Raw genomic sequence first — 12,969 nt, 5'->3', positions numbered from 1 at the left:
AACCTTTGCAACGCGCGGCCCCGGTCGCGCGTTTTTGTTTCTAGCGACCCGATAGGAACCCTTCGAAATGCCGCTGTCCGGCGGGCGTCACGCGCAACACGCGGCGTTTCGCCGTGTGCTCGATCCAGCCGTGCGTTTCGCAGGCTTCGAGGTACGCCGCGCCGAGCGCGCCGCCCAAATGCGGACGCCGCTCGCTCCAGTCGATGCACGTGCACGCGAAGCGCCGCCGCCGCGCGCGCTGCGCGGTCACGTCGATGCCCAATTCCGCGAAGGCCTGCGTTCCGTCGGGCGTGGTATCGAGCGCGGACGATTCGCGCGTCGCCGGATCGTCTTGCGGCGCCGCGAGCCAGCGCCGGGCGAGCATGCCGTCGAAGAGCCGCACGGCCAGTTCGCCCGCGAGGTGGTCGTAGCAGGTGCGCGCATAGCGCATGTCGAGCGGCACGGCGCTCGCCGGACGCTGCGGCGCGGCTTGCGGCGCGCTCGCGCGCGCGAGATTCGCGAGCGCCTCGATGGCGGCGGCGATATCCGGCGTCGCGATGCGGTAGTAGCGATGCCGCCCGCTGACTTCAAGCGCGAGCAGGCCGCCCTCGGTCAGCCGCGCGAGATGCGCGCTCGCGGCGGACGGCGAGAGGCCCGCGATCACCGTCAGTTCGCCGGCGGGACGCGCGGTGCCGTCCATCAGCGACCAGAGCATCGCGGCGCGGCCCGGATCGGCCAGCAGCGCGCCGATGCGCGAGAGGCCGGGACAATGCCGCGAACGGACGTCATCGAGAGCGGAATTCATGGCGGGAAGGTTCGCAACGGTCGATATCACTACTCTAGCGCGCCCGCGCACCCGACGTTTCACATCCGCGTGAAATGTCGATGCGGCGCTCGCGGCGCTAGAATGAGCGCTCGTATCACCACGCAGCAGGAACTCGTATGTCCAAGCTCATCATCGCAGCCGCGCTCGCCGTTCTCACCCTCTGCGCGGGCTGCGCGGGCGGACCGTCGTCGCCGTCGGCGGGCGGCGGCAGCATCACGATGTACGGCACCATCGATCAGGGCGTCACCGTCCACAACTAGCCGCCAATTTTCGCGGCCTATAATCGCGGCTTCTTTCTCCGCTGCGAGCCGCCATGACCACGCCGACCCCGCCCGCCGCCTTGCGCGCAGGCCGTGCCGAAACCACCTTCCGCTTCCTTGCCGAGCCGATTTCCGTCAACTTCGGCGGCAAGGTGCACGGCGGCGCGCTCATGAAATGGATCGACGAAACCGCCTACGCCTGCGCCGCGATGTGGAGCGGACGCTACGCGGTGACGGTGAGCGTCGGCAACATCCGCTTCAGGCGGCCGATTCTCGTCGGCAATCTCGTCGAGTTGCGCGCGCGCGTGGTGCTGACGGGCCGCACCAGCATGCACATTCACGTCTCGGTGCACGCGGGCGATCCGAAAGTCGGCGAACTGGAGCAGACCACCGACTGCCTGATGGTGTTCGTCGCCGTCGACGAAAAGGGGCAGCCCACGCCCGTGCCGGCGTTCGTGCCCGAATCGGAAGAAGAGAAACGTCTCGCGAAATACGCGATGGACGTGAAAGACGCGCTCGATGCAATCGTCGAGCTGAAGCCGGAAGAAGTGGCGGCGGGCAAGGTCTGACGCCGCCGCGTTCCTCCACGTCGTACGCGCCTATTTGCTGCCGACCATCTCGTGCGGCTTCACCCACTCGTCGAACTGCTGCTCGGTCACGTGCCCGAGCGCGAGCGCGGCGGCCTTGAGCGTCGTGCCTTCCTTGTGCGCTTTCTTCGCGATCTGCGCGGCCTTGTCGTAGCCGATGTGCGGATTGAGCGCCGTCACCAGCATCAGCGATTCGTTGAGCAGGCTGTCGATGCGCTGCTGATTCGCCTCGATGCCCACCGCGCAGTTGTCGTTGAAACTCTGCGCGCCGTCCGCGAGCAGGCGGATGGACTGCAGCACGTTATGCGCGATCATCGGGCGGAAGACGTTCAGTTCGAAGTTGCCGCTCGCGCCGCCGAAGTTCACCGCGACGTCGTTGCCGAACACCTGGCAGCAGAGCATGGTCACGGCTTCGGACTGCGTCGGGTTCACCTTGCCGGGCATGATCGAACTGCCCGGCTCGTTCTCCGGAATCGATAGTTCGCCCAGGCCGCAGCGCGGGCCGCTCGCGAGCCAGCGAATGTCATTGGCGATCTTCATCATGCTCGCCGCGACGGTTTTGAGCGCGCCGTGCGCGGCGACGAGCGCGTCGGCGGCGGCCATCACCTCGAACTTGTTGGGCGCGGTTTCGAACGGCAGGCCGGTCAGCTTGCCGATGGCCTGCGCTACTTTCACCGCGAACTCCGGATGCGCGTTCAGACCCGTGCCGACCGCCGTGCCGCCCTGCGCGAGCTGATAGAGATGCGGCAGCGTCGCTTCGACGTGGCGGATGCCCTGATCGAGCTGCGCAACGTAGCCGGAGAACTCCTGACCGAGCGTGAGCGGCGTCGCGTCCTGCAAGTGCGTGCGGCCGATCTTCACGATATCCGCGAACTGCTTCGCCTTCTTGTCGAGCGTCTCGCGCAGCGTCTTGAGCGACGGCACCAGATGCTTGACGATCGCATACGCGGCGGCGACGTGCATCGCGGTCGGGAACACGTCGTTGGACGACTGGCCGCGGTTCACGTCATCGTTCGGATGCACGAGGCGCTCTTCGCCGCGCGGCCCGCCGAGCAGTTCGCTCGCGCGATTCGCGATGACCTCGTTCAGATTCATGTTCGTCTGCGTGCCGGAACCCGTCTGCCACACGGCGAGCGGAAATTCGTCCGGATGCTTGCCGTCGATGATCTCGTCGGCGGCCTGCATGATCGCCTGCGCCTTCTTTGCGTCGAGCACCTTAAGGTCCTGATTCACCTCGGCGGCGGCGCGCTTGATGATCGCGAGCGCGGTGATGAGTTCGGGCGACTGCTTTTCCGTCGATATCTTGAAGTTCTGCAACGACCGCTGCGTCTGCGCGCCCCAGAGCTTGCCGTTGGGCACGGCGATCTCGCCGAACGTGTCCTTCTCCATGCGTACATCGCCCTGTGCGTTCTGTGTCATGGCCTGATGTTCCTTTGAAGTGGTCAAAGCTGTTCGTCGACGGGCAGCAGCTTGAAGAGGCCCGTCATCGCGTTACGGTAAAAGCCGGCGTCGGGATCGAAGTTATAGGTCACCGTGCCGATGTCTTCCTGGCTCGTCCACACGAGACCGGACTGCGGCGAGCCGGTGCGGCGCAACTCCGCCATCACCGCCGCGCTCGCCAGTTCCACGCGCCAGCTCGCTTTCGGCGAGATGCCTCGGTCGAACAGCGCCGCGACCTGCTCCGCGACCGGTTTGCTGTGAATCACGAGCGCCAGTTCGGTGTTGAGCCGCGCCGAGCGGGGATCGAGATTCATCGATCCGATCACGAGGATACTCCGATCGATCACATACGCCTTCGCATGCAGACTCGCGCGCGACGAGGAGCCGAAGAGGCCGGGCGGCGGGCGGCCTTCGCCTTCGGGCTGAAGCGGCTTGAATTCGTACAGTTCGACGCCGTTTTGCAGAAGCGGCATGCGATACGGCGCATAGCCCGCCTGAACCGCGACGGCATCCGTGGCGGCGAGCGAGTTCGTCAGCACCGCGACGCGCACGTGGCGGCGCGTCAGGTCGGCCAGCGCCTTCACGCCCACGTCGTGCGGCACGAAGTACGGCGACAGAATGAGGAACTCGCTCTGCGCGTTCTTCATCAGCTCGGCGAGCCGCGTCATCGGAGGGCTTTGGTAGTCGTCGCTCGGATGCTCGATTTTCGAGGGCGAATCCGCTTCGAACTCGGTCGGCGCCCAGACGAGGCCCATCTCGCCGCGTGAAATCTGCTGGGCGAGCGGTGTCGCGTTGAGCGGCTTGGCGTTCAGCGGGTCCGCTTGCTCGCGCCAGTGCTTGCGCAGATCCTCGCGCGTCTTGTCGAGTTCGGACGCATCGAACTTCTGCTTGTTCAGCACGCGCAGCGGGTAGGAGAGCGTGCTGTTCCAGTAATCGTCGAAGCTCGCGGAGACTTTGTGCACGACCGGGCCGGCCGTGAACATGTCGAGGTCGCGGAATTGCAGCGTGGGACTCGCGTTGAAGTATTCGTCGCCGAGATTCCGGCCGCCGACGATCGCGATCTGGTTATCCGCGATCATCGCCTTGTTGTGCATGCGGCGCGTGAAGTGGTTCAGGTTCGTGAAGAAGTTCTGCGTGCGCTCGGCGAAACTGCGCTGCGCGCTGCCGTACGGATTGAACACGCGTATCTCGATGTTCTCGTGCGAGTTCAGCGCCGCCATGATGCGGTCGATGTCCTTGAAGTTCAGGTCGTCGACCAGCATGCGCACGCGCACGCCGCGATCCGCCGCGTAGAGCGCCGCGCCCAGCAGCAGCTTGCCGGTGTTGTCCTCTTCGGCGATGTAGTACTGCATGTCGAGCGTCTTCGTCGCGGCGCGAGCCAGCGCGACGCGCGCCTGAAGCGCGTCCGATCCGGTCGGCAGAAGACGCACGGCCGATTCGTCCGGATGCTGCTTTTCGAGCGGCGCGAGCGCCGTTTGCAGCGGCGTCGGCTCCGTCGCGGGCAGCGCGTGCGTCACCGGACGATCGAACGCGGTGGCGGGCGGGCGCGTCGCGCATCCGGCGCAGAGCGCGGCGATGACCGCCATGACCGCGATGCGGCGCGTGCGGCTGACCCATCTTGTTGTTCTTGTCGCGACCGATGTGTTGTTCCGAACGCGCGCGACTTCCCATCCAGCTTGGTGGATTCCCCGGATTTCCGACACTTCGCTTCCTCTTTTTTGTTTATCTCGATTCGGCTGCTTCCGTGCGACCGCTTACAGCAACAGCAGCTTCGCGACGCAGCAAGAAGCGTTCTCGCCGCTGCAGCATCTCTAGAAGGTTCCAAAGACATTGGCGGGTAGCCCGGAAGTGAACAATTCGACGCGGAGGTATCCGGGGGACGCAGGTGAGGGGCGAAGAGAGCCTTCTCAAGTTTTCGGAGTCACCTGAGGTCATTGACCGAAGGGTACGCGCTGAAGCGTTGCGTGCCGCCCATCCACGTAGTTGCACGCTGGAGGCGCTATCGGATTAGGCGCCCGACTGCATCAGATGTCTGCTCGCCGGTTGGTTCTCCGCACCATTCGCCGGTGCCCGCTTCGGTCACTCAATCGAATGTCTCAAGTTCAATCCAAAGTGGATCCTTGCTCAACGCGAGCTGATCTCGGATCGCTTTCATGCGGGAAGTGTATTCGCGCTTTGGGTTATAAATGTAACCCGACACGTCTTTGCTCTTCTCTACTAAACCCTTCGATACAAGCATTGATAAGATTTTATCAATCAGCTTCTTATCGAAGTTTTGGCCGAAGCCACCTTTGTAAAGCGAATTTTCCTTTCGGCCACCGCCTCGTTGAAAGAAAATTTTGTGAACGATTGCGAGGAATAGCTTCTGTGCAGGTGGCAACCGGCTAGCCTTGATTCTAGAAGCGTTTGAAATATTGTCGGCACTATACAACTTGCAATCTTCGACCCAGTCCGGCAGCGCTGAGGCAGACGAAAGGCCGGTCGCTCGAACAATTTCTGTTTTTCTGATCGTCACTAAGGAATTGGCATCCACGAGGCAGTTGTCGAACGATGCCAGTTCGATGATACAGTCGGAGAATGCAATGTTTGAGAATGACCGAAACCCAAACGCTAGAAGGCATATATCAGCCCCAACAATCTGAGTTCCAGAAAAATCTAGCGGCTCGCCTCCCAATAGAAGCAAGGCCGCCGCGAGCTCACCTATAACTTGTGAATTCCGTGCTCCTCCTTGTCGGTGAACGAACGCAAGGACTTCCAATTCGAAATCGTAGGTGTCAATCCATTGAGCCAAGAAATAAAGCCCCAATGGTTCAAGCACTTGACTATAAGATTCATCAAGTACCTCGTGATTCTTATTAAGGACATCTTCTACGATGCATTCTGCGAACAGCAATTGAACGATGTAGGGGTCAACGAACTGCCTATCCGGAGACTCGGGTTCGATCCGTCCCAACGTACAGAGACGCGAAAGCATCAATTGTCCAGACTCGTCAGGTGCGTATCCCGTAGCCAATTCATATGCATGGTCCACGTCTTTGGGAGTGAGGCGTCCGAGATTTCGGCTACTCTTTCTGGTGAGGCGAGCGAGGTTGCCCAGAACGGTACGGACGGTGGAAGCTTCTATCGAGGTATGCATTTTCGCTTCGCGAACGCACACGGTATCTATGAATTGCCCCCAGAAACCGATTTCGCCTGCCTCTGACTTCAGAATTTCTTCAGCATCCTTTCGCTCGACCGTCGCGAGAATCTGAAACATTAGTGGCTTTTTCGGAAGCCACTTCGGTGCTCTGGCGCTCAGTCCGAGCGCCCTCAGGTAAGCGTCTGCTTCCGACTCCCCAAACTCTTCAGGGCATCGAACTATAGAATGCTCATTGTTGCGCAATGTGAGTCCAAGCGCATCTAAGAGTTCGGCGTCGTCATTAAAATAATGTGGCCGCCCAGTAATGATTGCCCCGCCGGCAGATAGCGATAGCAAGTCGCGCACACCGCTAAGTGCATGTTTGCGAATAGAGGCTCGTCGGTCCTCGCTATTTCCAAAGGTCTGTGTGCCGACTTCGTCAAAGCCATCGAGAAGCAGTAATATTCCGCCGGCGCGTAACAACTGCATCACGCGATCGACAGAATTCGAAAGACCCAGCCTTTGGAAGTGGCCCGCAATTATCTCGACGCCAGAAAGCGCGCCCCAATGTTCTCGCAGATTGATCGCAAGTGGATAGGCCGAAGCGCTTCGGAAGTTTTGTGCAAGTATTCTGAACGATTCGCGCACGCAACGGCTTTTCCCCGTTCCATATTCCCCCAACAGGACAAGGCGATTCTTCCTCGATAGCTTTTCACAAATATCTTGGACAGTGAGGGGCTTCGATTCCCCCGCCATGGAATACGTCACTGGAATGTATTCGTTCGAATCTGGCTGTCCAGTAATTGGATCGATTGCGCTGCCAAAAGTACTATTCAAACGAGCCGACTCGTAAGCGGGAAAGTCAAACGCCTGCTGAGCAAACGTCTTCGCAGACATGACCTGGATCTTGTGGGGTTTGCCAACGTCGACCATGCCTGGCGTAGGTTCCGACGCGAGAATGATATAGCCACGGGCAACAACAGATTGCGCCGCTTGACTGAACTTCACCGGCGCGATCTTGGCCACGTCCGTTCGGATCTTATCAAGGCTATGTTCTTCGGTGATCTCGAGGAGCACAATCTCGTCGTCTCCTATCCGTGCGACGCCGTCAAAATTCACCCCGTCGATTCGGTCGGGTACTACCGGTCTTTGCCAAACTATTTGGGCTAGGCTTCGAACATAGTGTTCAAGCGATCGCCAAGACTTATCCATTTTGAGCAACCTTTTTTTGTTTTCTCGATGCGCAGGTCGATGATCGGTCGAGACTAGGCGAACTACCCCTTGCTCTTCACGAGTCTAACATTGTCGGGCGACCAGTTCGTCGTTCCTGAGGCATTTGGCGGACCTATGCGTCCGTGCACCGCTTTTTTATTTCGGCAGTTCGACAAGGTGCCTTGCCCCATGCGTGAGCCGTTAGGCAGGGTGGAAGTAGAAGTGCGGCCCAGAGGGGACGTCACCGTGAACGGCCGGAAGAATCTCTCACCAACAACTCGGAAGAGCCGAAAAAAAAGCCCGCTCGGCAGAGCGGGCTATAACCCCTGTTACTGGAAGTCTCAAGGAGGAGACGGGTTCATGCTAACAACGCGCGCCACGAGCACCAACCAAGCATTCTTGCTTTGCATATGCGTGACACGTTGAACTCGTCAGGCGACGCTTTTCGAAGCAGCATCGACGCTTTCGTCGGCACGCGCGACGCCGGTTTCCACCAGCCGCCTGCTGATGCGATGAAAGCGCAGCGTCATCAACACGGCGACGCTCGCCAGTCCCGCGGCGAGCCCCCACCACAAGCCTTTTGCGCCCAGCTCGAAGTGAAACGCGAGCACATAGCCCGTCGGAAAGCCGACGCCCCAGTAGCCGAACGCGGCGGCGAGCATCGGCACGCGCGTGTCTTTCAGGCCGCGCAGGCAGCCCGAGCCGACCGTCTGCATGCCGTCGACGATCTGGAACACCGCCGCGACGCTCAACAGCGATGCGGCAAGCGCGACGGTCCGCGCATTGGCGGGATCGTCGAGATGCAGATACAGGCCGACGATCGCGCGCGGCGCGGTAATGAGCACGAGCCCCGAACACATCATGAAGCCGACGCCGAGCGCCAGCGCGACGAAGCCCGCGTGACGCGCCGCGACCGGCACGCCCGCGCCGGCCCAGTAGCCGACGCGCACGTTCGCGGCCTGCCCGATGGCAAGCGGCACCATGAATGCCGCCGACGCCACGTTGAGCGCGATCTGATGCGCGGCGAGCGGCGCTTCGCCGAGCAGGCCGACCATCATGCCGGTCGCGAGAAAGAGCGTCGATTCGACGCCATACGTGATGGCGACCGGCCAGCCGATGCCGAAGAGTTCGCCCATGAGCGGCAGATGCGGCCGCGCGGCGGCGACGAAATGGCGGTAGCGCGGGCGCAGATGCAGCAGCCCGACGAGCGCGAAGGCCGTCAGCCAGACGGTGATCGCGGTGGCCGCGGCCGAGCCGAGAAAGCCTTCGCGCGGCAGGCCGTACGCGCCGTGGATCAGCCCGTAGTTCAGAAAGCCGTTGACGAACACGCCGCCGATGGACACCCACAGCAGGCGCTTCGCCGCGCCGATGGCCGGCAGGAACGCGCGCATCATGCCGATGCCGATCAGGCTGCCCGGCGTGCCCCAGCGCAGCACCGCGCAGTATTCGCCGACGTTGTGCGCGAGCGTCGCGGGCTCGTGGAACGCGAGCAAAATCGGCTCGGCATACGACAGCAGCACGAACGCCGGCACGGCGAGCAGCACTGACAAGACGAGCCCCGTCCAGTAGATGCCGGGCACGCGGTGTTCCGCATCCGCGCCGCGCGCATGGGCGACGGCCACGCTCACCGACGTCAGTACGCCTTGCAGCAGCGTCACCACGACGAAGAACATGTTGGCGCCCAGACCGCCGGCCGCTAGCGCGTCCGGCCCGAGCGAGCCGAGCAGAATCGTGTCGGTGACGCCCATCGCCATTTGCGACAGTTGCGCGATGGCGAGCGGCGCGGCGAGGCGCGCGGTATCGACGGCATGGCGAGACAGACTCACGTGTCCCGAATGCGCGCGGGTCGCGCGGCTGGTGTGCGATTGCATGATCGAGAGAAAGAAGCGACAAAGGCGCGCGGACGCGTCCGTGTCGTGCGCTGAAACCGGAACGAAAGACGCCTAGCTTATTGCCTCGCGCGCGGCATGTCGATGACGCGCTCCGTTATGGCCGCCTTTTCGCAATCGGCCGGCGCATGGGCGCAAGCGGTATCAGTCGGGCGCGCGCACGCGGATCTTCTGGCCGTCGAGCATCACGACCTGACCCGCGCGGATCTTGCAGGTCTTGCGCAGTTCCACTTTGCCGTCGACGGTGACATCGCCCATCGCGACGCGCGCCTTCGCCGAGCCGCCGCTATCGGCAAGGCCCATGAGCTTGAGCAGGTTATGGAGTTCGACGTAGTCGCCCGTGAGGGTGAATTGAAGCTGCGGCATGGCGGGCGTTCGGATGCAGAAAGGCTTCGATGATAAACCAGCGCGGGATATCTTTCGGGCATAGGGCATGCTCATACACGATCGACCGTTCGGTTCGCCGCTTTAAGCAGATGTAGCGAAGTGAAACCGCCGGTAACAATGACCCGTTTCGCGAAACTCGCGCGTCGTCCGGCCGGTCTGTACGTTTGATCGATGCAGCTTCGGTCATCTTCTAAACGACAAGTCGCGTCATCGCGCTCGCAGTTGTCGAACGCGTTTGGCGGACATACCCAGAGAGGACAAGCTCATGACTAAGGCTCGAATTCTAATGATCGGCGCCGCTTTTGCCGCGATGGCTGCCACCGGCGCACAGGCGCAAACCGCCCAGCCGGCCGATTCCGCTGCCGGTCAGGCGCCGATGCAGGCCCAGCAGCAAGTGTCGCCGCCGCCGCAGAACGTGGTCGCGCCGGCATCGCCCGATCCGCTCGTGCAGAAGCGCAACGCCGACGCTGAGGCCAACGCCGAATATCGCGCGTCCAAGAAGGCGTCGAAGGCAGAGATGAAGGCTGCCGACAAACAGGCCAAGCAGCAGTACAAGGAGCAGGTCCGCAACGCGAAGATCAACCGCAAGGCCGACAAGGCCGCCGCGAAGGACGACCTCAACGCCGCGACCGACCGCACGCCGAAGGATGAAGGCGAGCAGCACTGATCGCGCAGAACGCCGCGAAGCCTCGGTGTCTCCGGCTTCGCGGCGGGAACACAAAGACCACTAACGACCACACGGAGGACGCCATGAATCGACGCACCCATACCTTGCTGGCTGCGCTCATCGCGGGCGCACTGACGAGCGTGAGCGCGGCACCGGCTTTCGCCCAAACGACGAGCGACGCGCCGACCCACGCCGACAAGAAGGCCGCGAAGAAGCAGGCCGAAGCCGACAAGGAATCCGCCGTCGCGCAGGCGAAGGCGGACAAGAAGAAGACCGAAGCGCAGTCGGAGGCGAACGAAGCCGCTGCGAAAGCGAACCTGAAGGACGCCAAGAAGGCGGACTGAGAGGCCGACTGAGCCGTTTCTGGCAAGCCGCGGCCCGTCGCAGGAAAGACGTGCCGCGGCAAAGACTTGCGTGCGCGGGTTGTATGGATATACAGTGTGCGTCACTTCTTTCGACGCCCGCTTTTCTCTGTGCTGACCCTTCCGGACGACACCGCCACCGCCGACGCCTCCTCGGAGAACGTTGCCGCCTACCTCGCCAAGCTCAACGATGCGCAGCGCCGGGCGGTCGAATTCGGCGTCGACGCGCCGGGGCGCTGCGGCGGTCCGTTGCTTGTGATTGCGGGCGCGGGCTCGGGCAAGACCAACACGCTCGCGCACCGCGTCGCCCATCTGCTGGTGAAGGGCGCGGATCCGCATCGCATTTTGCTGCTGACGTTTTCGCGCCGGGCGGCGCTCGAAATGACGCGGCGCGTGACGCGCATCGCGACGAGCGCGCTCGGCACGAAGAGCGCCATCGCGCAGGGGCTCACGTGGTCCGGCACGTTCCACGGCATCGGCGCGCGGCTGCTGCGCGATTACGCCGATCTCGTCGGCCTGGCGCCGTCGTTCACCATCAACGACCGCGAAGACTCCGCCGACCTGATGAACCTCGTGCGCCACGAGCTCGGGCTCTCGTCGAAAGAGAAACGCTTTCCCGCCAAATCCACATGTTTTGCCATCTATTCGCGCGTCGTCAACACGGGCGCGTCGCTCGCCACCGTGCTGGACCAGGCGTATCCGTGGTGCCGCGAGTGGGAAGCGGACCTGAAGCGCCTCTTCGCCGCGTACGTGAGCGCGAAGCAGGCGCAAAGCGTCCTCGACTACGACGACCTGCTGCTCTACTGGTCGCACCTCGCCGCCGAGCCGAGCATCGCGGCCGACTTGTCGAGCCGCTTCGACCACGTGCTCGTCGACGAATATCAGGACACCAACCGCCTGCAAGCCACCATCCTGCTCGCAATGAAACCGGACGGACGCGGCCTGACCGTCGTGGGCGACGACGCGCAGTCCATCTATTCGTTTCGCGGCGCGACGGTGCGCAATATTCTCGACTTCCCGCAGCACTTCGACCCGCCCGCCGCGACCGTCACGCTCGACCGCAACTATCGGTCGACGCAGCCGATTCTCGAAGCGTCGAACGCCGTGATCGGGCTTGCCACCGAGCGCTATACGAAGGATCTGTGGACCGACAAGGCATCGGCGCAAAGGCCGCGCGTCGTCTCCGTCGCGGACGAAGCCGATCAGGCGCGCTACGTCGTCGAGAAAGTGCTGGAGGCGCGCGAGGCCGGCATGAAGCTCAAGTCGCAGGCGGTGCTGTTCCGCGCGGCGCATCACAGCGCGACGCTCGAAATCGAGCTCACGCGGCGCAACATTCCGTTCGTGAAGTTCGGCGGCCTCAAGTTTCTGGATTCCGTGCACGTGAAAGACGTGCTCGCGGTGCTGCGCTGGGCCGAGAATCCGCGTGATCGCGTCGCGGGCTTTCGCGTCGCGCAACTGCTGCCGGGCATCGGGCCGGCGATCGCCGGGCGCCTGCTGGATAGCGTCGCGCAGGCCGAGCGCGCGCCGACTGCGATCGCGGCGTTCGGCGCGCCCGCGCGGGCGAGCGAAGACTGGCCGCGCTTCGTCGCGCTGATGGGCAAGCTGTGCGGGCGCGAATCGCCGTGGCCCGCCGAATTCGAGATGATCCGCCGCTGGTACGAGCCGCACCTCGAACGCAATCACGAAGACGCGGCTATCCGCATCGGCGACGTGTTGCAGATGGAAAGCATCGCGTCCACGTACCCGACGCGCGAGCGTTTCTTGACCGAACTCACGCTCGATCCGCCCGACGCGACGAGCGACGAGTCCGGCGTGCCGCTCATCGACGAGGACTATCTGATTCTCTCGACCATCCACTCGGCGAAAGGGCAGGAGTGGCGCAACGTGTTCGTGCTGAACGGCGTGGACGGCTGCATTCCGTCCGATATGGGCACGGGCAGCGACGAGGAAATCGACGAAGAGCGCCGCCTGCTGTATGTGGCGATGACGCGGGCGAAGGAAGATCTGCACATCGTCACGCCGCAGCGTTTTTACGTGCACAACCAGACGAATCTGGGCGATCGCCACGTGTGGGCGCAGCGCACGCGTTTCATCCCGCCGCAGCTGATGCAGCACTTCGAGGCAGGCGCATGGCCGCCGGTGCCGGTCGCGGCCGCGCCGACGGCGGCGGGGCTCGCCGCAGCGGCGAAAGCGAAGATCGATATCGCCGCGCGGCTGAAGGGAATGTGGGAGTAGGGCGTCG

General features: G+C 63.0%; 12 protein-coding genes. 6 read left to right on the top strand and 6 right to left on the bottom strand.

Translation table 11 applies throughout. The annotated features are described in order from the left end of the window. Positions 1 to 40 precede the first annotated feature (40 nt). The gene (locus LDZ26_RS09230; RefSeq protein WP_244846954.1) at positions 41 to 784 is read right to left on the bottom strand and encodes a helix-turn-helix transcriptional regulator; all 744 of its coding nucleotides are present in this window, start codon (positions 782 to 784) and stop codon (positions 41 to 43) included. A gap of 137 nt (positions 785 to 921) precedes the next feature. On the opposite strand from LDZ26_RS09230, the gene LDZ26_RS09225 reads away from it, so the two are divergent. Then, entirely contained in the window at positions 922 to 1,065 is a 144-nt protein-coding gene (locus LDZ26_RS09225) for a hypothetical protein (RefSeq protein WP_244846953.1), read from the top strand. 53 nt (positions 1,066 to 1,118) lie between these two features. Next, positions 1,119 to 1,634: an acyl-CoA thioesterase gene (locus tag LDZ26_RS09220; protein ID WP_175944551.1), complete on the top strand. Its 516-nt coding sequence runs from the start codon at positions 1,119 to 1,121 to the stop codon at positions 1,632 to 1,634. Between the two features lie 30 nt (positions 1,635 to 1,664). Here the strand turns inward: LDZ26_RS09220 and fumC are convergent, their stop codons facing one another. Continuing rightward, on the bottom strand, positions 1,665 to 3,071 hold the full coding sequence (gene fumC, locus LDZ26_RS09215; protein ID WP_244846952.1) for a class II fumarate hydratase: 1,407 nt from the start codon (positions 3,069 to 3,071) through the stop codon (positions 1,665 to 1,667). A gap of 23 nt (positions 3,072 to 3,094) precedes the next feature. After that, entirely contained in the window at positions 3,095 to 4,678 is a 1,584-nt protein-coding gene (locus tag LDZ26_RS09210) for a phospholipase D family protein (protein ID WP_244846951.1), read from the bottom strand. Between LDZ26_RS09210 and LDZ26_RS09205 the strand changes: the two genes are divergently transcribed. Continuing rightward, positions 4,668 to 4,907 carry a hypothetical protein gene (locus LDZ26_RS09205; protein WP_244846950.1) on the top strand — a complete coding sequence of 80 codons (240 nt, stop codon included), beginning with the start codon at positions 4,668 to 4,670 and terminating at the stop codon, positions 4,905 to 4,907. The genes LDZ26_RS09210 and LDZ26_RS09205 overlap by 11 nt on opposite strands. 268 nt (positions 4,908 to 5,175) lie before the next feature. On the opposite strand, the gene LDZ26_RS09200 is transcribed toward LDZ26_RS09205, so the two are convergent. The 3 genes from LDZ26_RS09200 to LDZ26_RS09190 all read right to left on the bottom strand — a co-directional run bounded on the left by LDZ26_RS09200 (position 5,176) and on the right by LDZ26_RS09190 (position 9,677). Next, positions 5,176 to 7,329, bottom strand: a complete 2,154-nt coding sequence (locus tag LDZ26_RS09200; RefSeq protein ID WP_244846949.1) for a hypothetical protein — start codon at positions 7,327 to 7,329, stop codon at positions 5,176 to 5,178. Between the two features lie 524 nt (positions 7,330 to 7,853). Continuing rightward, positions 7,854 to 9,293: an MATE family efflux transporter gene (locus LDZ26_RS09195; protein WP_244846948.1), complete on the bottom strand. Its 1,440-nt coding sequence runs from the start codon at positions 9,291 to 9,293 to the stop codon at positions 7,854 to 7,856. A 162-nt stretch (positions 9,294 to 9,455) separates the two neighbouring features. Next, positions 9,456 to 9,677 carry an RNA-binding S4 domain-containing protein gene (locus tag LDZ26_RS09190; protein WP_175944540.1) on the bottom strand — a complete coding sequence of 74 codons (222 nt, stop codon included), beginning with the start codon at positions 9,675 to 9,677 and terminating at the stop codon, positions 9,456 to 9,458. A 286-nt stretch (positions 9,678 to 9,963) separates the two neighbouring features. On the opposite strand from LDZ26_RS09190, the gene LDZ26_RS09185 reads away from it, so the two are divergent. From LDZ26_RS09185 to LDZ26_RS09175, 3 genes are all read left to right on the top strand, one after another. Further along, complete coding sequence (locus LDZ26_RS09185; protein ID WP_244846947.1) at positions 9,964 to 10,365, top strand: hypothetical protein; 402 nt, start codon at positions 9,964 to 9,966, stop codon at positions 10,363 to 10,365. Positions 10,366 to 10,448: 83 nt separating this feature from the next. After that, entirely contained in the window at positions 10,449 to 10,709 is a 261-nt protein-coding gene (locus LDZ26_RS09180) for a hypothetical protein (protein ID WP_244846946.1), read from the top strand. 129 nt (positions 10,710 to 10,838) lie between these two features. Next, positions 10,839 to 12,962: an ATP-dependent helicase gene (locus LDZ26_RS09175; protein ID WP_244846945.1), complete on the top strand. Its 2,124-nt coding sequence runs from the start codon at positions 10,839 to 10,841 to the stop codon at positions 12,960 to 12,962. Positions 12,963 to 12,969: the final 7 nt, after the last annotated feature.

The sequence above is a fragment of the Caballeronia sp. SL2Y3 genome (assembly GCF_022879575.1).
Taxonomy (GTDB): domain Bacteria; phylum Pseudomonadota; class Gammaproteobacteria; order Burkholderiales; family Burkholderiaceae; genus Caballeronia.
This window is presented reverse-complemented; position numbering and strand designations above follow the sequence as displayed.

What these genes read in the sequence shown, in the direction of transcription:
- LDZ26_RS09180 (WP_244846946.1), top strand. Translation starts at nt 10,449, where the DNA reads ATGAATCGACGCACCCATACCTTGCTGGCTGCGCTCATCGCGGGCGCA.
- LDZ26_RS09185 (WP_244846947.1), top strand. Translation starts at nt 9,964, where the DNA reads ATGACTAAGGCTCGAATTCTAATGATCGGCGCCGCTTTTGCCGCGATG.
- LDZ26_RS09230 (WP_244846954.1), bottom strand. Translation starts at nt 784, where the DNA reads ATGAATTCCGCTCTCGATGACGTCCGTTCGCGGCATTGTCCCGGCCTC.
- LDZ26_RS09210 (WP_244846951.1), bottom strand. Translation starts at nt 4,678, where the DNA reads ATGGCGGTCATCGCCGCGCTCTGCGCCGGATGCGCGACGCGCCCGCCC.
- fumC (WP_244846952.1), bottom strand. Translation starts at nt 3,071, where the DNA reads ATGACACAGAACGCACAGGGCGATGTACGCATGGAGAAGGACACGTTC.
- LDZ26_RS09220 (WP_175944551.1), top strand. Translation starts at nt 1,119, where the DNA reads ATGACCACGCCGACCCCGCCCGCCGCCTTGCGCGCAGGCCGTGCCGAA.
- LDZ26_RS09205 (WP_244846950.1), top strand. Translation starts at nt 4,668, where the DNA reads ATGACCGCCATGACCGCGATGCGGCGCGTGCGGCTGACCCATCTTGTT.
- LDZ26_RS09195 (WP_244846948.1), bottom strand. Translation starts at nt 9,293, where the DNA reads ATGCAATCGCACACCAGCCGCGCGACCCGCGCGCATTCGGGACACGTG.
- LDZ26_RS09225 (WP_244846953.1), top strand. Translation starts at nt 922, where the DNA reads ATGTCCAAGCTCATCATCGCAGCCGCGCTCGCCGTTCTCACCCTCTGC.
- LDZ26_RS09190 (WP_175944540.1), bottom strand. Translation starts at nt 9,677, where the DNA reads ATGCCGCAGCTTCAATTCACCCTCACGGGCGACTACGTCGAACTCCAT.